Annotated in this window: 21 protein-coding genes; 4 read left to right on the plus strand and 17 right to left on the minus strand. The window is 66.4% G+C overall.

What is annotated here, in order from left to right:
• Window positions 1-306: 306 nt before the first annotated feature.
• From ACTXG9_RS18570 to rlmE, 3 genes are all read right to left on the minus strand, one after another.
• Window positions 307-492: a hypothetical protein gene (locus tag ACTXG9_RS18570; RefSeq protein WP_019658870.1), complete on the minus strand. Its 186-nt coding sequence runs from the start codon at window positions 490-492 to the stop codon at window positions 307-309.
• A 101-nt stretch (window positions 493-593) separates the two neighbouring features.
• Window positions 594-2,528: an ATP-dependent zinc metalloprotease FtsH gene (gene ftsH / locus ACTXG9_RS18575; protein ID WP_058980127.1), complete on the minus strand. Its 1,935-nt coding sequence runs from the start codon at window positions 2,526-2,528 to the stop codon at window positions 594-596.
• 69 nt (window positions 2,529-2,597) lie between these two features.
• Window positions 2,598-3,230: a 23S rRNA (uridine(2552)-2'-O)-methyltransferase RlmE gene (gene rlmE / locus ACTXG9_RS18580; protein WP_005409014.1), complete on the minus strand. Its 633-nt coding sequence runs from the start codon at window positions 3,228-3,230 to the stop codon at window positions 2,598-2,600.
• Between the two features lie 65 nt (window positions 3,231-3,295).
• Between rlmE and yhbY the strand changes: the two genes are divergently transcribed.
• On the plus strand, window positions 3,296-3,601 hold the full coding sequence (gene yhbY / locus ACTXG9_RS18585) for a ribosome assembly RNA-binding protein YhbY (protein WP_019658872.1): 306 nt from the start codon (window positions 3,296-3,298) through the stop codon (window positions 3,599-3,601).
• Window positions 3,602-3,614: 13 nt separating this feature from the next.
• Window positions 3,615-3,989, plus strand: a complete 375-nt coding sequence (locus ACTXG9_RS18590) for an Mth938-like domain-containing protein (RefSeq protein WP_456115849.1) — start codon at window positions 3,615-3,617, stop codon at window positions 3,987-3,989.
• 139 nt (window positions 3,990-4,128) lie between these two features.
• On the opposite strand, the gene ACTXG9_RS18595 is transcribed toward ACTXG9_RS18590, so the two are convergent.
• Genes ACTXG9_RS18595 through surE form a run of 4 tightly spaced genes read right to left on the minus strand, consistent with a single transcriptional unit; the run spans window position 4,129 to window position 6,997 of the window.
• On the minus strand, window positions 4,129-4,914 hold the full coding sequence (locus tag ACTXG9_RS18595; protein WP_206621945.1) for a peptidoglycan DD-metalloendopeptidase family protein: 786 nt from the start codon (window positions 4,912-4,914) through the stop codon (window positions 4,129-4,131).
• Window positions 4,911-5,525, minus strand: a complete 615-nt coding sequence (locus ACTXG9_RS18600) for a YqaA family protein (RefSeq protein WP_456115848.1) — start codon at window positions 5,523-5,525, stop codon at window positions 4,911-4,913. The genes ACTXG9_RS18595 and ACTXG9_RS18600 overlap by 4 nt, the downstream gene beginning before the upstream one ends.
• A gap of 18 nt (window positions 5,526-5,543) precedes the next feature.
• Complete coding sequence (locus ACTXG9_RS18605) at window positions 5,544-6,221, minus strand: protein-L-isoaspartate(D-aspartate) O-methyltransferase (RefSeq protein WP_010485977.1); 678 nt, start codon at window positions 6,219-6,221, stop codon at window positions 5,544-5,546.
• Entirely contained in the window at window positions 6,218-6,997 is a 780-nt protein-coding gene (gene surE / locus ACTXG9_RS18610) for a 5'/3'-nucleotidase SurE (protein WP_019658877.1), read from the minus strand. Before surE ends, ACTXG9_RS18605 begins: the two co-directional genes overlap by 4 nt.
• Before the next feature lie 209 nt (window positions 6,998-7,206).
• Here surE and ACTXG9_RS18615 point away from each other — a divergent pair, with 209 nt between their 5' ends.
• A complete protein-coding gene (locus ACTXG9_RS18615) occupies window positions 7,207-7,746 on the plus strand; it encodes a Smr/MutS family protein (RefSeq protein ID WP_111103041.1) in 540 nt (179 codons plus the stop codon).
• Between the two features lie 123 nt (window positions 7,747-7,869).
• Here the strand turns inward: ACTXG9_RS18615 and truD are convergent, their stop codons facing one another.
• From truD to ACTXG9_RS18665, 10 genes are all read right to left on the minus strand, one after another.
• Window positions 7,870-8,901: a tRNA pseudouridine(13) synthase TruD gene (gene truD / locus ACTXG9_RS18620; protein ID WP_456115847.1), complete on the minus strand. Its 1,032-nt coding sequence runs from the start codon at window positions 8,899-8,901 to the stop codon at window positions 7,870-7,872.
• Entirely contained in the window at window positions 8,898-9,395 is a 498-nt protein-coding gene (gene ispF, locus ACTXG9_RS18625; RefSeq protein ID WP_021204089.1) for a 2-C-methyl-D-erythritol 2,4-cyclodiphosphate synthase, read from the minus strand. The genes truD and ispF overlap by 4 nt, the downstream gene beginning before the upstream one ends.
• 34 nt (window positions 9,396-9,429) lie before the next feature.
• A complete protein-coding gene (gene ispD / locus ACTXG9_RS18630; RefSeq protein WP_019658880.1) occupies window positions 9,430-10,128 on the minus strand; it encodes a 2-C-methyl-D-erythritol 4-phosphate cytidylyltransferase in 699 nt (232 codons plus the stop codon).
• Window positions 10,125-10,478 carry a cell division protein FtsB gene (gene ftsB, locus ACTXG9_RS18635; RefSeq protein ID WP_021204090.1) on the minus strand — a complete coding sequence of 118 codons (354 nt, stop codon included), beginning with the start codon at window positions 10,476-10,478 and terminating at the stop codon, window positions 10,125-10,127. The genes ispD and ftsB overlap by 4 nt, the downstream gene beginning before the upstream one ends.
• Before the next feature lie 4 nt (window positions 10,479-10,482).
• Entirely contained in the window at window positions 10,483-11,775 is a 1,293-nt protein-coding gene (gene eno, locus ACTXG9_RS18640; protein WP_014036739.1) for a phosphopyruvate hydratase, read from the minus strand.
• A 96-nt stretch (window positions 11,776-11,871) separates the two neighbouring features.
• Window positions 11,872-12,201, minus strand: coding sequence for a hypothetical protein (locus tag ACTXG9_RS18645; RefSeq protein ID WP_019658882.1), 330 nt, complete (start codon window positions 12,199-12,201; stop codon window positions 11,872-11,874).
• Window positions 12,201-12,548, minus strand: coding sequence for a hypothetical protein (locus ACTXG9_RS18650; protein WP_134729561.1), 348 nt, complete (start codon window positions 12,546-12,548; stop codon window positions 12,201-12,203). The genes ACTXG9_RS18645 and ACTXG9_RS18650 overlap by 1 nt, the downstream gene beginning before the upstream one ends.
• Window positions 12,545-13,375, minus strand: coding sequence for a 3-deoxy-8-phosphooctulonate synthase (kdsA, locus tag ACTXG9_RS18655; RefSeq protein ID WP_010485995.1), 831 nt, complete (start codon window positions 13,373-13,375; stop codon window positions 12,545-12,547). Before kdsA ends, ACTXG9_RS18650 begins: the two co-directional genes overlap by 4 nt.
• A gap of 89 nt (window positions 13,376-13,464) precedes the next feature.
• Entirely contained in the window at window positions 13,465-15,129 is a 1,665-nt protein-coding gene (locus ACTXG9_RS18660) for a CTP synthase (protein WP_005416023.1), read from the minus strand.
• 400 nt (window positions 15,130-15,529) lie between these two features.
• Window positions 15,530-15,763 (minus strand): hypothetical protein, encoded by a 234-nt coding sequence (locus tag ACTXG9_RS18665; RefSeq protein ID WP_019658885.1) that lies wholly within the window; start codon window positions 15,761-15,763, stop codon window positions 15,530-15,532.
• 170 nt (window positions 15,764-15,933) lie between these two features.
• Here ACTXG9_RS18665 and parE point away from each other — a divergent pair, with 170 nt between their 5' ends.
• Complete coding sequence (gene parE / locus ACTXG9_RS18670) at window positions 15,934-17,823, plus strand: DNA topoisomerase IV subunit B (RefSeq protein WP_019658886.1); 1,890 nt, start codon at window positions 15,934-15,936, stop codon at window positions 17,821-17,823.
• Window positions 17,824-17,879: the final 56 nt, after the last annotated feature.

A 17,879-nucleotide genomic window follows, 5' to 3' on the forward strand; every position in this document is an offset into this window, starting at 1 on the left:
CAGATCTCCCGGATATCGAGATGTTCGATTTAGATGGAGATTCATCCACGCATGGCGTGGATCTACGTGTCGACCAAGGTCGACACCTACCAACAGCAGCAGGAATCTATCAGAGGTGGGGCGGTGTCGGAGGGCGGGGTGTCAGCCGCATGGATGCGGCTGCCAAGCTTACAGGGACGTACTTGCAGCGTCCCCGCACTCCGACACCGCCCCGCCATCCTACGGAAAGCCCGCTGTTGCTGTTGAGGTTGCCGGCCAGCGGCCGGCACTACCACGGGTGCAGGGCGCAGCCCTGCCGCCCCCTCCTCAGTGGCGGCGGCGCTTGCGGTCCACGTACAGGGTCCTGGCAATGCTCAGCACAATGCCGACACCGATACCCACCACGCAGCCCAGCAGCAGGTTGTCGGCCCCAAGGCCCACACCCACGCCGACCACGGTGGCGATGACCATTTCAGCGGTGTGGGAAATAGGTTCGGGCTTCGGGGCGGACATGCGGGCTCCAGCGTCAGATCGGATCTTCGGGATGGGCCAGTGGCCCGGAAACGACGAAGCCGGGTTGCCCCGGCCTCGTCTGGTGCACCTGCAGGGGACCGTCAGTGCGATTCGGCCGGGCCCGCGATCGGCGGCAGCGGACGGGCGTCGCCGCCCTTGTCGTTGCCACCGTCCTTGTTCGACTTGCTCCAGCCCGCCGGCGGCGGCGGATCACGACCTTCCATGATCGCGTCGATCTGCGGCGCATCGATGGTCTCGTACTGCAGCAGCAGCTGGGACATCGCGTGCAGCTTGTCGATGTTCTCGGTCAGCAGCTGGGTAGTACGGGCGTAGGCCTTGTCGAGGATATTGCGCACTTCCTCGTCGATACGGCGCGCCGTGTCGTTGGACACGCTCTTGTGCTGGGTAACCGACCGGCCCAGGAACACCTCATCGTCCTCTTCGCCATAGGCGATCGGACCGAGCTGCTCGGACAGGCCCCACTTGGTGACCATGTTGCGGGCCATCTTGGTGGCACGCTCGATGTCGTTGGAGGCACCGGTGGTGACCTTGTCCTCGCCGAAAATCAGCTCTTCGGCGACGCGGCCGCCGTACAGCGAGCACAGCTGCGACTGGATCGCGACGCGGTTCATCGAGTACTTGTCGCCTTCCGGCAGGTACATGGTCACACCCAGCGCACGGCCACGCGGAATGATCGTGACCTTGTAGACCGGATCATGCTCGGGTACCAGACGGCCGACAATGGCGTGACCGGCTTCGTGGTAGGCGGTGAGGGTCTTCTCCTCTTCGCTCATGGCCATCGAGCGTCGCTCGGCGCCCATCAGGATCTTGTCGCGGGCACGGTCGAAGTGGTCCATGCGGACTTCCTTCTCGTTGCCACGCGCAGCGAACAAGGCGGCCTCGTTGCAGAGGTTGGCCAGGTCGGCGCCGGAGAAGCCCGGGGTACCGCGCGCGATCACCATCGGCTCGACGTCGTCGGCCAGCGGCAGCTTGCGCATGTGGACCTTCAGGATGTGCTCGCGGCCCTTCACGTCCGGCAGGCCGACCACGACCTGGCGGTCGAAACGACCCGGGCGCAGCAGCGCCGGGTCCAGCACGTCCGGACGGTTGGTCGCGGCGATCACGATCACGCCTTCGCCGCCTTCAAAACCGTCCATCTCGACCAGCAGCTGGTTCAGGGTCTGCTCGCGCTCGTCGTGGCCGCCGCCCAGGCCGGCGCCACGGTGGCGGCCGACAGCGTCGATTTCATCGATGAAGATGATGCACGGGGCATGCTTCTTGGCCTGCTCGAACATGTCGCGCACGCGGCTGGCGCCGACGCCGACGAACATTTCCACGAAGTCCGAACCGGAGATCGAGAAGAACGGCACCTTGGCTTCGCCGGCAATGGCCTTGGCCAGCAGCGTCTTGCCGGTACCCGGCGGGCCCACCATCAGCACGCCGCGCGGAATCTTGCCGCCCAGCTTGGTGAACTTGGACGGGTCGCGCAGGAAGTCGACCAGCTCGCCCACTTCTTCCTTGGCCTCGTCGCAGCCGGCGACGTCGGCGAAGGTGACCTTGATCTGGTCCTCGCCCTGCAGCTTGGCGCGCGACTTGCCGAAGGACATCGCGCCCTTGGCACCGCCACCGCCGCCCTGCATCTGGCGCATGATGAACAACCAGAAGCCGATGATCAGGATGACCGGCAGGAAATTCATCAGGATCGCGCCGAGGGAAATGCCGCTGGACGGCTCCTCCTGCACGATCTCCACGTTCTTGGTGCGCAGCACGTTGATCAGGTCGCGATCGAACGGTGCGGTGATGGTGGATGTCTGCCCGCCGCGGGTGGTGTAGGTCAGCTGGCTGGTGCCGCCGCGCATGTCGCCGCCGAAGGCGACCTTCTGCACGTTTCCGCTGTCCACCTGGTCCAGGAACTGCGAGTACGACGCGCCCTGCGCGCCGGCTCCGGAGGACTTCGGCGAGAAGCTCTGGAAGACCACCATCAGCACGACGGCGACGACCACCCATAGCAGGAGGTTCTTGGTCAAGTCGTTCATCCTCATTGGCTCCGGTGTTCCTCTCAGTGCTGGCGTTGCGTGGGGGTCGAACTTGCGTACATTGCGAGCTTACTTCATGTGGGCGCGTTTTCCCTGACCCAAGGCATACACCTCGGGAGAGCGCTTGCGCGAGGCTTCCGGCTTGCGGATGGAGACCTTGTCGTACCGGCGGCGCATGTCGCGCACGTAGTCGTCAAAGCCTTCACCCTGGAACAGCTTGATCAGGAACGCCCCACCGGTCTTGAGGTGGTTGTCGGCAAAATCCAGGGCCAGCTCCGCCAGGTGCATCATCCGCGGCTGGTCGACCGCACCCACACCACTCTTATTGGGGGCCATGTCCGACAGCACAAGGTCTACCGGCTGGTCCCCGAGCATGGCTTCAAACTGCGATAGGACGGCTTCTTCCCTGAAGTCACCATGAAGGAACTCCACGCCGGCCAGCGGCGGCATGTCCAGGATATCCAGGGCCAGCACCCGGCCGGTATCGCCGATCTGTCTCCGCACCTGTTGAGACCAGCCGCCCGGGGCCGCGCCGAGGTCGACCACCACCATGTGCGGCTTCAGCAACCGGTCACGTTCCAGCAGCTCTTCGAGCTTGTAGGCGGCACGCGAGCGCATGCCTTCGGCCTGGGCCTTCTTCACGAAGGGGTCGGAGAAGTGTTCCTTGAGCCAGCGCTGGCTGCTTTTGCTGCGGGTAGCCATTGAAAATAGGGGCTGATGGGGTCCTCATGATACCCTGATCGCCCCATTCAACCGTCTTTTCCTGCATGTCCATCGCCCTGACCGCCTCCCAGACCCGTTTCCTGCGCGGCCAAGCCCACGACCTGAAGGCCCTGCTGCAGACCGGCGGCAAGGGTGTGACCCCGGCCTTCATTGCGGAGCTGAACGAAGTGCTGGAGCGCCACGAGCTGGTCAAGGTGAAGGTCGCTGCCGAAGACCGCGAGGCCCGTGACGTGATGATCGGCGAGATCGTCGAAGCCACCGAAAGCGCGCTGGTGCAGCGCATCGGCCACGTCGCCGTGCTGTACCGCCCGAGCAGGGAACAGCGCCAGATCGTGCTGCCGCGCGGCTGATCGGCCTACTGCCATGCAGCTGAACCACGAACCGCCGGACTACGCCTACAGCCTGCGCGCCGCCGATGGCCACTCGGCCAAGGTCAATGACCAGCTGCTGGGCAGCAGTTTCTTCCTGACCCCGGACCAGCTGGTCACGCAATGGCCGGCGGTGAGCGCCACTGCGCTGCAGCTGGCTGACCTGGAGCCGATCCTGGCGCTGAACCCGGCGCTGATCGTGCTCGGCACGGGTGACCGTCAGGTGTTCCCGCCGGCGGCGGTGATGGCCGCCTGCCTGTCACGCGGCATCGGCCTGGAAGTGATGAACAATCCAGCCGCCGCGCGTACGTTCAACATCCTGGCCGGCGAAGGCCGCAAGGTCGCCGCCGCCTTCATTCTCGAAGGCTGACGTGGTGCCGCCGGACATGGCCCGGCGCCACCCTGGATCACACTTGACTCTGTAGCGCCCGAGCCCGTGCCCGGGCGGCGCCGCATCGCGGCGCGGAAAGCCGCCGGGCACGGCCCGGCGCTACCCGTCTCTGCCTGCGTCAGCGCGCCGGCAGATACTGCTGCGGGTCGACCGGCTTGCCGTTGTAGCGAATCTCGAAGTGGACCATGTCGCGGTTCGCACCGGTGCGGCCCATTTCGGCGATCTGCTCGCCGGCTTTCACGCTCTGCCCTTCATTCACCAGGCGCTTGCGGTTGTGGCCATAGGCCGACAGCCACTGGTCGCTGTGCTTGATGATGATCAGCTCGCCGTAGCCGACCAGGCCGGCACCGGAATACACCACCACGCCATTGGCGGCGGCCTTTACCGGCTGGCCGCTGGTACCGGCGATGTCCACGCCCTGCTTGGTCGCGTCACCGGCCACGTAGCGGCCGACAATCGCGCCGTCGGCCGGCCAACGCCAGGCAATGTTGCTCTTCACCGGCCCCACCGGCGCCGTCGTCGGTGCGGTGCTGCCAGCACTGCCGCCACCCTGGCGCGGCGCGGTGACCACCGTGGTCGGCGCACGGCCGCTGGTGGCCCCCTGCGGATACAGGCGGATCACCTGGCCGGGGTAGATGGTGGACGGATTGTCCAGGCGGTTCCAGGCGATCAGGTCGGCCGGGGTGATGTCATGGATGCGAGCCAGCGCATAGATGGTGTCGCCCTTGCGCACCACCACGGTCTGCCCGGGCTTGGGCACCGAGGTCTTCGGCGTGCTCACGCCGCCACCGGCGCTGCCGCCTCCCGGGCGGACCACGGTGGCGGTACCGCAGGCGGCCAGGGTGGAAACCAGCAACGCCAGCGCGCCGATGCGCACTCCCTTGCTCAGACGATCAGGATTCATGCGAACTTCGACCTCCATACAAGCCAGGCGATCAGCACCACCACCAGCGCAGTGGCGATCCAGCCCAGCGGTTCAATCCAGCGACGCAGTGCGGCTTCGGCACGCGCACCACCGATACGGATGACCGCGGCCAGCACGAACACGCGCTTGCCGCGACCGATCAGCATGCTCAGCAGGTACTGCGGCATGGGTACGCCGACGATACCCGATGCCCACGTGAAGACCTTCATCGGGATGGGCATGAATCCGCCCAGCACCAGGAAGGTGAACACCGCCCAGGGCGACTCGGCCATCTTCGCCTGCACGGTGGTGATGCCCTGCTCGATCGCCGGCAGCATGCCCAGCGCTTCGAACATCGGCTTGATCGCCTCGAAGGCGTAGTGACCCAGTGCATAGCCAACCAGCGCGCCGAGCATCGAGCCGGCCAGGCTGAGGGTAGCGAACCACCAGCCGCGCTTGGGCTGGGCCACGCACATCGGCGCCAGCATCACCTCCGGCATCACCGGGAAAATGATCGCTTCGAAGAAACTCAACACCGTCAGGTAGGTCGGCGCGCGTTCGTGCGCCGCCCACTTCATCGCCCGCTCGTACAGCGGCCCGAAAATCTTCATGCAACCCTGCTCCGTGGATTAGTCGAGCATGCCAGACAGCAGCGGCACGAAGGTGACCGGCGCCAGCACGTGTTGTTCGATGCTGCCGTCGGCCTTGCGGTCCAGCTGCACCAGCGACTGCGCCCCGGGACCACCGACCGGCGCCACCAGCCGGCCGCCCTCGGCCAGCTGCTCGATCAGCGCGTCGACCAGTGCCGGCGCCGCCGCAGTGACCACGATGGCATCGAAGGGACCGTGCTCGGCCCAGCCGACGCGACCGTCGTCATGCTTGGTGCGGATGTTCATGCCCAGCGCACGGAAGCGCTTGCGCGCCTGGCGCAGCAGGTCGCCGATGCGCTCCACGGTGTAGACCTCCAGGCCCAGCGCACCGAGGATGGCGGCCTGGTACCCGGAACCGGTGCCCACTTCCAGCACGCGCTTGGGCGCGACCTGGAGGACCGCTTCGGTCATCCGCGCTACCACCCAGGGTTGAGAGATGGTCTGGCCGTGGCCGATGGGCAGCGCGGTATCCTCGTAGGCACGCGAGGCCAGCGCTTCGTCGATGAACAGATGGCGCGGCACCACCCGGATCGCGTTCAAGGTCGGCTCGTCGACGATGCCGGCTTCGCGCAGGCGGTCGACCAGACGGTCACGCACGCGCTGCGAGGTCATGCCGATACCCACAGCTTCCGGTTGCAGGCGCAGGCGTGGGCTCATGCCGGCTGGTCCAGGGCTGCGCTGAGGCCGCCGACCCAGCTGGCCACCTTCTCCAGCGCCTGGTAGCGGGTGAGGTCGACCTGGATCGGCGTGATCGAGATGTGGCCGGTGCGCACGGCGTGGAAATCGGTACCCGGGCCGGAGTCCTGCTCGCGGCCGGCCGGGCCGATCCAGTACACCTCGTTGCCGCGTGGATCCTTCTGCGCGATGCAGCCTTCGGCACGATGGCGGTTGCCGAGGCGCGTGACCTCGAAGCCCTTGACCTCGCTCCACGGCAGGTCCGGCACGTTGACGTTGAGGATGGTGTCGGCCGGCAGCGGGTCGGCCTTGAGCCGTGCAACGATCTCGACCGCGGCGCGCGCAGCGGTTTCGTAGTGCTTCGGATCGTGGTTGCGGCTGACCAGCGACACCGCCACGGCGGGCAGGCCCAGGAAGCGACCTTCCATCGCCGCCGAAACAGTGCCGGAATAGATCACGTCATCACCGAGGTTGGCGACGTTGTTGATGCCGGACACGACAATGTCGGGCTCGAATTCAAGCAGGCCGGTCAGCGCCAGGTGCACGCAGTCGGTCGGGGTGCCTGCCACCGAGACGGTGTAATGGTCGATGCGCTTGAGCCGTATCGGCAGATCCAGCGTCAGCGAGTTGCTGGCGCCGGAGCGATCGCGGTCGGGTGCGACCACCGTAACCTCGTGCCCAGCTTCGCGCAGGACCGAGGCAAGCATCCGAATGCCTGCAGCGTCGACACCATCGTCATTGCTGACCAGGATTCGCATCTTCGATTTAACCGCTTGATTTTCCAAGAATTCGATTCCGTCACCGTGCAGTGTGGGCGGGACCGCCGCGCTCCCCTGCGGAAGCCGTCGACCCTGCAAGCGCATCGTCTATTGTGCCGCATGCGAGCCGCCGGTCCTACCCTGCCGGCGGTCACGGCCGACATCGAACCGTCATAGGCAGACCTGCGCCGGCGGTTTACCCTGTGCGCATGTCGCACCCTGAAGACGAAGATCCCGCCGCGCTGTTCCGTGCGGCCATCGGCGAAGTGACGCCGCTGCGCAAGGATGCCGAGCCGGCACCTGCCGCGCCGCGACCGAAGCCGCGTGCGCGGATGGCCGAACGTGACGAGGCCGACGCCGCCGGCGAGTTCGCCCGGCTGCTGCGCGACAGCACCCCGCTGGAAGCCGGCGATGTGGCCAGCTATCGACGCGACAACCTGCCACCACGCCTGTTCCAGCGCCTCAAGCGTGGCCAGTACTCGGTGCAGGACGAGCTGGACCTGCACGGCGCCACCGCCGCGCAGGCGGAGACGCTGCTGCGCCAGTTCCTGCTTGAAGCGCATGCACACGAATATGGCTGCGTGCGCATCATCCACGGCAAGGGCCTGCAAGCCGATGGCGGTGCGCCGGTGCTGAAGAACCTGGTTGACCGCCTGCTGCGGCTGCGCAACGACGTGCTGGCGTTCCATTCAGCGCCGACCGGACAAGGCGGGACCGGCGCGGTACTGGTGCTGCTGGCGCGGCGCTGAAAAAAGGGGACGCCATGAGTCCAGGTAGAGTCGACTGTCAGTCGACTTCTCTTCCAGCGGCAAGCGAATACCCCGCGCTGCGCGCGCAAGTCGACTGACAGTCGACTCTACCGTGCGCCCTGCTCAGGCCTGCGAGGCGTCTTCGACCGGGCCCAGCTCGTGCAGTACAGCGGTGGCGTAGCAGCCCGGCGGCAGCGCGAACGAAAGTTCCAGTACATCACTGGCCAGCCACTGATGCTGCAGCAGGGCCGGGCGCAGGCGCAGCGCGCGGCGCTCCTGTTTCAACCGTGCGTCTTCCAGGCCAGCGCGCAGCGCCTTCGATTCCTCGTCGTCCAGCGCGGCCAGCTCCAGCTCACGTGCAGCGTCGGCGCTGCGCAGCTCGCCTTCGCCCCACAACGGTGCGCTGGGATGGATGTCGAACCGCGCGAGGCGCTCGGCCAGCACGTCGGTGTACGGCTCGGGGCCGAACACGCTGCGACTGCCGTCCAGCATCCACACTTCGCCCTCCAGTGGCTGATCCCAGCTGCCCTGCTCCACGCGCGCGGCCAGCACGCGGTTGAACAGCGCCGAACGGGCGGCAGACAACAGCAGCGAACGCTGGTCCTTGCGCATGCGGCGGCCCCCGAACATCGCCAATGCGGCCGGCACGTTGCCGCCGTCGCGGCCGAAGCGCTGCTCACCGAACCAGTTCGGCAGGCCCCGGCTGGCAATCTGCTGCAAACGCTCACTGATCGCTGCAGCATCGCCCCGCACCTGGCGCAGCACCAGCTTGAAGCGGTTGCCGGCCAAGGCGCCGCGCTGCAGCTTGCGGTTGTGCCAGGTGGCTTCGAGCACTTCGATCTCATCACTGGCCAGCTCGGCCAGATCCGGTGCAATGCGCTTGGGCAGGTGCACGCTGAAGCGCTGGCTGGTGACCGCATGGCGGTCCTTCATGCCGGCGTAGCTCACCGCCATTTCCGGCAGGCCGGCCCACTTGGCCAGCAGCTTGGCCACATGCACGGTGTTGGCACCGCGCTTGCGGATGTGCAGCAGCAGGTGCTCGCCCTCGCCAGTGGCCTCGAACGCCGGCAACTCGTCGACCTGGAAATCTTCCGGCGTGGTGCGGATGCGCGCCGACAGCAACGGCGCACCAAACGCAAGCGGCAGCGGGATCATGCCGCCACCAGCAGCACCACCGCCTGTGCGGCGATGCCTTCTCCACGGCCGGTAAAGCCCAGCTTCTCCGAGGTGGTGGCCTTGACGCTGACCGCATCCAGCGGCAGCTGCAGCAGCGCACCGATGCGCTCACGCATGGCCAGCGCATGCGGACCGACCTTCGGACGCTCGCAGATCACGGTGATGTCGGTGTTGCCGACGCGCCAGCCACGCTCGCGCAGCAGGCTGTCGCAATGGCGGACGAAATCGCTGCTGTCAGCGCCCTTCCAGCGGTCATCACTCGGCGGGAAGTGCTGGCCGATGTCACCCAGCGCCAGCGCACCGAGCATCGCGTCGCACAGGGCATGCAGGATCACGTCGCCGTCGCTGTGCGCGAGCACGCCGCAGCTGTGCGGCACGTTCACCCCACCGAGCATGATGTGATCGCCCTCACCGAAGGCATGGACGTCGTAGCCCTGGCCGATGCGGACGGGCGGGAACGGTGCGGTGCTCATGGATGCAACCCTTGCAGCAGGGCCGCGCGGGCAATCAGCCGGCGCGGCGGGAAAGTACGAATTCGAACCGGTCGAGATCGGCCGGAGTGGTTACCTTGAAGTTGTCCTCGCTGCCTTCCACCAGCAGCGGGCGCTGGCCCTGGCGCTCCATGGCCATGGCCTCGTCGGTGACTTCGACACCGGCGGCAGCGGCTTCGGACAGCGCGCGGCTGAGCTGGTGGCGGCGGAACAGCTGCGGCGTCAATGCACGCCACAGGCGCTCGCGCGGCTCGGTGCCATCGATGCCACCGTCATCGCCCGCGCGCTTGAGGGTGTCGCGCACCGGTGCGGCCAGGATCGCCCCGACCGGGTCGGCACGACCGACTTCAAGCAGGCGGCCAAGGTCGGCCAGCGACAGGTTGGGCCGGGCCGCATCATGGACCAGCACGAACTCATCGGCACGCACCGAGTCCGGCAGGGCCTGCAGCCCGGCCAGCACCGAGGCGGCACGGGTCGCGCCGCCGATGCAGGTCAGCACCGGCTTGCCGGCCCATTCACTCCAGCCAGGCCAGTCACCGTCGTCCTGTCCGATCACCACCATTGCGCCGGCCACGGCCGGGTGCGCCAGCAGCGCGTCCAGGGTATGGGCGAGCAGGATCTGCCCGCCGGCCTGCAGGTACTGTTTGGGCAGCGGTGCGCCGAAGCGGGCGCCACGGCCGGCGGCCGGAACCACCACCCAGATCGCCCCACTCATGGCACGTCCGCCGGATGATCGCCGACCTGGGCGCTGACACCTGGCGCAGGTTGCGCCGGTTGGACCGGCGCATCCTCGACCACACGGTAGAACTTCTCGCCAGGCTTGATCATGCCCAGCTCGCTGCGCGCGCGCTCCTCGATGGCGGACTGGCCTTCCTTGAGGTCCTTTACTTCGGCGGCCAGCGCGTCGTTGCGCTGCTGCAGGCCCTCGTTGTCCCGCTCCTGGTTGGCGACCTGGGCTTCGAGCATCATCACTTCACCCGAATTGCCCGGACCGAACCAGAAGCGGTACTGCAGCCAGCCCAGCAACAGGGCCAGCACCAGCAGCATCCAGCGCCAGTCGCGCATCGGCTCAGCGCTTCAGCGAAACGAACGCGTCACGACCGGCGTAACGCGCGCCGGCGCCGAGGGCTTCCTCGATGCGCAGCAGCTGGTTGTACTTGGCCACGCGATCGCTGCGGCACAGCGAGCCGGTCTTGATCTGGGTGGCGGTGGTAGCCACGGCGATGTCAGCGATGGTGGTGTCTTCGGTTTCACCCGAGCGGTGCGAAACCACGGCGGCGTAGCCGGCGCGATCAGCCATGGCGATCGCTTCCAGGGTTTCGCTGAGCGTGCCGATCTGGTTGACCTTGATCAGGATCGCGTTGGCGGTGCCCGAGTCGATGCCTTCCTGGAAGATCTTCGGGTTGGTCACGAACAGGTCGTCGCCGACCAGCTGCACCTTCTTGCCGATGCGGTCGGTCAGCAGCTTCCAGCCAGCCCAATCGTTCTCGGCCAGGCCATCCTCAATCGTGATGATCGGGTACTGCGCGGCCCAGTCAGCGAGGAAGTCGACGAACTGCTCGGAAGTCAGGCGCTTGTTCTCGCCGACCAGGTTGTACTTGCCGTTCTCGAAGAATTCGCTTGACGCCACGTCCAGGCCCAGCAGCACGTCTTCACCGGCGGTGTAGCCGGCCTTGCCGATCGCTTCGAGGATGGTGTCCAGCGCTTCGACGTTGCTGCGGAAGTCCGGCGCGAAACCGCCTTCGTCGCCCACCGCCGTGCTCAGGCCGTGGCCCTTCAGCACCGACTTCAGCGAATGGAAGATTTCGGTGCCGGCGCGCAGCGCTTCGGAGAACGAGGTGAAGCCGACCGGCAGCACCATGAACTCCTGGAAGTCCACGTTGTTGTCGGCATGCGCACCGCCGTTGATGATGTTCATCATCGGCACCGGCAGCGACGGGGTAACGCCGGTCTTGGCGGCCAGGTACTGCCACAGCGCCTGCTTGTTCGATGCAGCGGCGGCGTGCGCGGCGGCCATCGAAACACCCAGCAGCGCGTTGGCGCCCAGGCGGCCCTTGTTCTCGGTGCCATCAAGATCGATCAGGCGACGGTCGAGGCCGGCCTGGTCGGTGGCTTCAAAACCCTTCAGCGCGTTGGCGATGGTGGTGTTGACGTTGTCGACGGCCTTGCGCACGCCCTTGCCCAGGTAACGGGTCTTGTCGCCATCACGCAGCTCGACCGCTTCCTTGGTGCCGGTCGAGGCGCCGGAGGGAACCGCGGCACGACCGAACGAACCGTCCTCCAGGATGACTTCGGCTTCCAGCGTGGGATTGCCACGGCTGTCGAGGATTTCACGGGCGTGGATGCTGCGGATCGTACTCATGGTCGGGCCGGTTACCTGTCTGGAGAGGGGGCGACAAAACGAATGCCGCGTGATTATCCCCGGCTGCCCGCCACTTGCCAAATGGCGTGGGCGCCGTCAGGCCAGAGTGGCCCCGATCACCATCAGGATCAACGACACCATCACCACCAGCAGGCCACCAGCAATGGCCGCCACTACGCCGCCGCGGCGGCAACGCCAGGCCATCACCATCGCCACCAGGCTGCCAACGAAGGACAGCACGAGCATGGCCAGTGCAGCCCAGATCCAGTACTGCATGGCCTGCATGCCATGGCTGCCATCCCCGGGCGAACCGAAACTGGCGGCGAAGGCGAATACAGCTGCCACCAGGCCGGCCCAGGCAAGAACAGCCAGCGCCAGCGCGATCAGGCCCCAGGGCCGATCACGGGTTGCCAGGGTCGCATTCATCAAAACAGCCCGTAGAACAGGGCGCCAAGCCACAGCGACAGCAGGATGATCGCCAACCCGGCGGCCACCTTGCCACGGTTCAGGCGCCAGGCCAGTACGGCGGCAGCGACGCATCCCACGGCGCCGACCAGCTCTGCAACCAGCAGCGCAATGAAGTACACGCGCAGATTGAGCGCGCTGCCGCCATCACCTGGTGGGCGCACTGACGCGGCGCCGATCAGCACCAGACCGAACATGCCCACGGTGAACAGCACGGCCAGGCCCAGTGCGATCAGGCCCCAGGGCCACTGTTTCCAGTGCCGGCGGCGGCGCTGGTTTTCCAGCGCCAGCCACGGGTCACGACTCACGCGAAGCGCGAGAAGCCGTGCTTCTTGGTCACCGCGTCCAGTTCCATCAGGGTCTCGAGCAGGGCCTCCATCTGGTCCAGCGGCCACGCGTTGGGACCATCGGACAGCGCCTTGGACGGGTCCGGATGAGTCTCGGCGAACAGGCCGGAGATGCCCACCGCCACGGCGGCACGGGCCAGCACCGGCACGTGCTCACGCTGGCCACCGGAACTGGTGCCCTGCCCGCCCGGCAGCTGCACCGAATGGGTAGCGTCGAACACCACCGGGCAACCGGTCTCGCGCATCACCGCCAGCGAACGCATGTCGCTGACCAGGTTGTTGTAGCCGAAGCTGGCACCGCGCTCGCAGACCATGATCTGCTCGTTGCCGGTGGCCTTGGCCTTCTCCACGACCGGCTTCATGTCCCACGGCGCCAGGAACTGGCCCTTCTTGATGTTGACCGGCTTGCCGGCCGAGCACACCTTGCGGATGAAGTCGGTCTGGCGGACCAGGAACGCCGGGGTCTGCAGCACATCCACCACCGAGGCCACCTCATCCATCGGGGTGTACTCGTGGACGTCGGTCAGCACCGGCACGCCGATCTGCTTCTTCACTTCGGCCAGCACCTTCAGGCCCTCTTCCATGCCCGGGCCGCGGAATGCGGTACCCGAAGTGCGGTTGGCCTTGTCGAAGCTGGACTTGAAGATGAAGTTGACGCCGAGCTTGTCGGTGATCTCCTTCAGCTTGCCGGCGGTATCGAGCTGCAGCTGCATCGACTCGATCACGCAGGGGCCGGCGATCAGGAACAGGGGCTGGTCCAGCCCGACCTCGAATCCACACAGTTTCATGGCGTTTCCTTGTTGTCCGCAGCACCGGACGGGCCGGTGCGCTGGGGGTTGAAGCATGCAGGATGGGGGCCGAAGCCCCCATTCACAAGTCAGGCGCGCGCTTCGGAAAGCAGCTTGCCGCCGGCCTTGCGCTCGCGCGCGGCACGGATGAAACCGATGAACAGCGGGTGGCCGTCACGCGGCGTGGACAGGAATTCCGGGTGCGCCTGGCAGGCCAGGAACCACGGGTGGGCATCGCGCGGCAGCTCGACCACTTCCACCAGGGTGTCGTCCATCGACTTGCCGGCGATCACCAGGCCCGCATCTTCCAGCTGGGTGCGGTAGCGGTTGTTGAACTCGTAGCGGTGGCGGTGGCGCTCGGCGACCACGTCCTTGCCGTACAGCTCGCGGGCCAGCGTGCCCGGCTTCAGGCGTTGTTCCTGCAGGCCCAGGCGCATGGTGCCGCCGAGGTCGCTCTTGTCGTCACGCTTCTCGACATCGCCGCTGGCGGTGCGCCATTCGGTGATCAGGCCGATCACCGGGTTCGGCGACTGGCGGTCGTTCTCGGTGCTGTTGGCACCTTCCAGGCCGACCACGTTGCGCGCGTAGTCGACCACCGCCGCCTGCATGCCGTAGCAGATGCCGAAGTACGGCACCTGCTGCTCGCGGGCGAACTTCGAGGTCAGCACCTTGCCTTCAAAGCCGCGGTCACCGAAGCCACCCGGTACCAGGATGCCGTCGACATCGGCCAGTGCAGCCATGTCGGTGCCTTCCAGGTCCTGTGCTTCCAGCCACTTCAGGTTGACCTTGGTGCGCTGGCGCAGGCCACCGTGCTTCAGTGCCTCGCCGACCGACTTGTAGGCATCCTGGTGATCGACGTACTTGCCGACCACGGCGATGGTCACTTCGTCCAGCGGGTGCAGGGTCGCATCGACCGCGTCTTCCCACATCGAAAGATCGACCGGACCGGCCTTGTCGGCCAGCTTCAGCTGGTTCACCACGATTTCGTCCAGGCCCTGTGCATGCAGGCCCGACGGAATGCGGTACAGCACGTCGACGTCCGGCACGCTGATCACTGCACGCTCGGAGACGTTGGTGAACTGGGCGATCTTGCGGCGCTCCGAATCCGGCACCGCCTGTTCTGAACGGCACAACAGCACGTCCGGCTGGATGCCGATCGAGCGCAGTTCCTTCACCGAGTGCTGGGTCGGCTTGGTCTTCAGCTCACCGGCGGCACCGATGTACGGCACCAGGGTGAGGTGCATGAACAGCGCCTTCTCCGGGCCACGTTCGGTGCGCACCTGGCGGATCGCCTCCAGGAACGGCAGCGACTCGATGTCGCCCACGGTGCCGCCGATCTCGACCAGTGCCACGTCGTAGCCTTCGGTGGCTTCGTCGATGCAGCGACGGATCTCGTCGGTGATGTGCGGAATGACCTGCACGGTCGCGCCCAGGTAGTCGCCGCGGCGCTCCTTGCGGATCACGTTCTCGTAGATGCGCCCGGTGGTGACCGAGTTCTTGCGGCTGAGGCGGGTGCGCACGAAGCGCTCGTAGTGGCCCAGGTCGAGGTCGGTCTCCGCGCCGTCGTCGGTGACGTAGACCTCACCGTGCTGGAACGGGCTCATGGTGCCCGGGTCGACGTTGATGTACGGGTCGAGCTTCATCATCGTGACCTTCAGGCCACGGGCTTCAAGAATGGCGGCCAGCGACGCGGCGGCAATGCCTTTGCCGAGCGAGGACACCACGCCGCCGGTTACGAAAATCAAGGGAGTCATGGCTGCAAGCATCCTGTCTGGAAATGGAAAACGGCAGCACCACGCGCACCCGGTGGGCGGGCATGGTGCTCAGAGGGGGTTTTCCGGTTCGCTGAGGCAGCGAGGGAGGTGCGGATCCGTGCGGCGGCAGGCGCCGGACCGGAACCATCGTGCGAGGTCGGGGCGGCCGTGCCGGCCAAATCGACCGTCACCTGCGACCCGCCATGCTGGAAGCCACGCTTGGCCGCTCCAGCCCATTCGCAAATGGTGGACACGCACTTACTCCCGGAAAGCCATAGTTTACAGATTGATGGCCGCCAACCCAAGGGGCAGACGCCACGTTCCCAAAAAGAAACGCCCCGCTGAGCGGGGCGTTCCGGTGCGCAACCCTTGTCGCAAGGGCGCCTGGCAGGCTGCAGGATCAGCGCTTCTTGCGCGCTTCCTCTTCCTCTTCCTGCTGCGGGGCCGGCTGGCCCTGCGCCTTCATCTGGGCATTGGCCTGGGCCCGGCGCTTGGCCTTTGCATCGGCCTCGGCCTGGGCCTTGTCGGCCTGATCACCCTGTTGCGGGGCCGACTGGCCGGCGTTCTGCGCCACCACCAGCGGCACTGCAACGGCGGCAGCGGCCAGGATCGCAATGGTCAGCAACTTCTTCATGGAGTCCTCCTCGCGGTATGGCTTGGACGTTCTGATCCAACGGAGCGCCGGCGTTCAGATTCCAGCGGCTGCCATTTTACCCCCTCTGCGTCGCCGAGACTGAACCGCAGGCGTGCAAAATCCCGTGCCAGACCCCACACTTGCCCGTCGCTCCAAGCTTTCGAAGACAGATGAACGCCCGTTATAACGCCGCCGATATTGAAGTCCTGTCCGGCCTTGACCCGGTCAAGCGCCGTCCCGGCATGTATACCGACACCGCGCGCCCGAACCACCTGGCGCAGGAAGTGATCGACAACTCGGTGGACGAGGCCCTCGCCGGCCACGCCCGCTCGATCGAGATCACCCTGTACAAGGACGGCAGCGTGGAGGTCAGCGATGACGGCCGCGGCATGCCGGTGGACATCCATCCCGAAGAAAAGATCCCGGGCGTCGAGCTGATCCTCACCCGCCTGCATGCCGGCGGCAAGTTCAGCAACAACAACTACACCTTCTCCGGTGGTCTGCACGGCGTCGGCGTCAGCGTGGTCAACGCGCTGTCGACCCTGGTGGAAGTGCACATCAAGCGCGACGGTGCCGAACACCGCATCACCTTCCGCAATGGCGACCGCGCCACACCGCTGGAAGTAGTTGGCAGCGTCGGCAAGAAGAACACCGGTACCCGCGTGCGCTTCTGGCCGGACCCGAAGTACTTCGATACGCCGAAGTTCGCGGTGCGCGCGCTCAAGCACCTGCTGCGCGCCAAGGCCGTGCTGTGCCCGGGCCTGACCGTGAAGCTGACCGATGAAGCCACCGGTGAAGTCGATACCTGGTACTACGAAGACGGCCTGCGCGATTACCTGAAGCTGGAGCTGGGTGATCGCGAGATGCTGCCGGCCGAGCTGTTCGTCGGCAGCCTGAAGAAGGACACAGAGGTCGTGGACTGGGCAGTGGCCTGGCTGCCGGAAGGCGAGCTGGTGCAGGAAAGCTACGTCAACCTGATCCCCACCGCCCAGCACGGCACCCATGTCAACGGCCTGCGTACCGGCCTGACCGAGGCGCTGCGCGAGTTCTGCGACTTCCGCAACCTGCTGCCGCGTGGCGTCAAGCTGGCCCCGGAAGACGTGTGGGACCGCGTGTCGTTCGTGCTGTCGCTGAAGATGACCGACCCGCAGTTCAGCGGCCAGACCAAGGAACGCCTGTCCTCACGCCAGGCGGCCGGCTTCATCGAAGGTGCCGCCCATGATGCCTTCAGCCTGCTGCTCAACCAGAACGTGGAGCTGGGCGAGAAGATCGCGCAGATCGCCATCGAGCGCGCCAGCGCCCGTCTGAAGACCGAAAAGCTGGTCGTCCGCAAGAAGGTCACCCAGGGCCCGGCCCTGCCCGGCAAGCTGGCCGACTGCATCAGCCAGGACCTGTCGCGCACCGAGCTGTTCCTGGTGGAAGGTGATTCGGCAGGCGGCAGCGCCAAGCAGGCCCGCGACAAGGATTTCCAGGCCATCATGCCGTTGCGCGGCAAGATCCTGAACACCTGGGAGGTTTCCTCCAACAGCGTGCTGGCCTCGGAAGAAGTGCACAACCTGGCGATCGCGATCGGCTGCGACCCGGGCAAGGACGACATCAGCGGCCTGCGCTACGGCAAGGTCATCATCCTGGCCGACGCGGACTCCGACGGCCTGCACATCGCAACACTGCTGACCGCGCTGTTCCTCAGGCACTTCCCTGCGCTGGTCGATGCCGGCCACGTGTTCGTGGCCATGCCGCCACTGTTCCGCATCGACGTGGGCAAGCAGGTGTTCTATGCCTTGGACGAGGAAGAAAAGCGCTCGATGCTGGACAAGATCGAACGCGAGAAGATCAAGGGCGCCATCAACGTGACCCGCTTCAAGGGCCTGGGCGAGATGAACCCGCCTCAGCTGCGTGAATCGACCATCCACCCCGATACGCGCCGGCTGGTGCAGCTGACCGTGGACGATCGCGAGCAGACAAGCTCGCTGATGGACATGCTGCTGGCCAAGAAGCGCGCCTCCGACCGCAAGGGCTGGCTGGAGTCGAAGGGCGACCTGGCTTCGCTGGAAGTCTGACTCCCGCAGCCCTCCTGTAGAGCCGAGCCCACGCTCGGCTGCATTCCGCGCCGTGC

This window comes from Stenotrophomonas maltophilia group sp. LNF247, assembly GCF_054083135.1.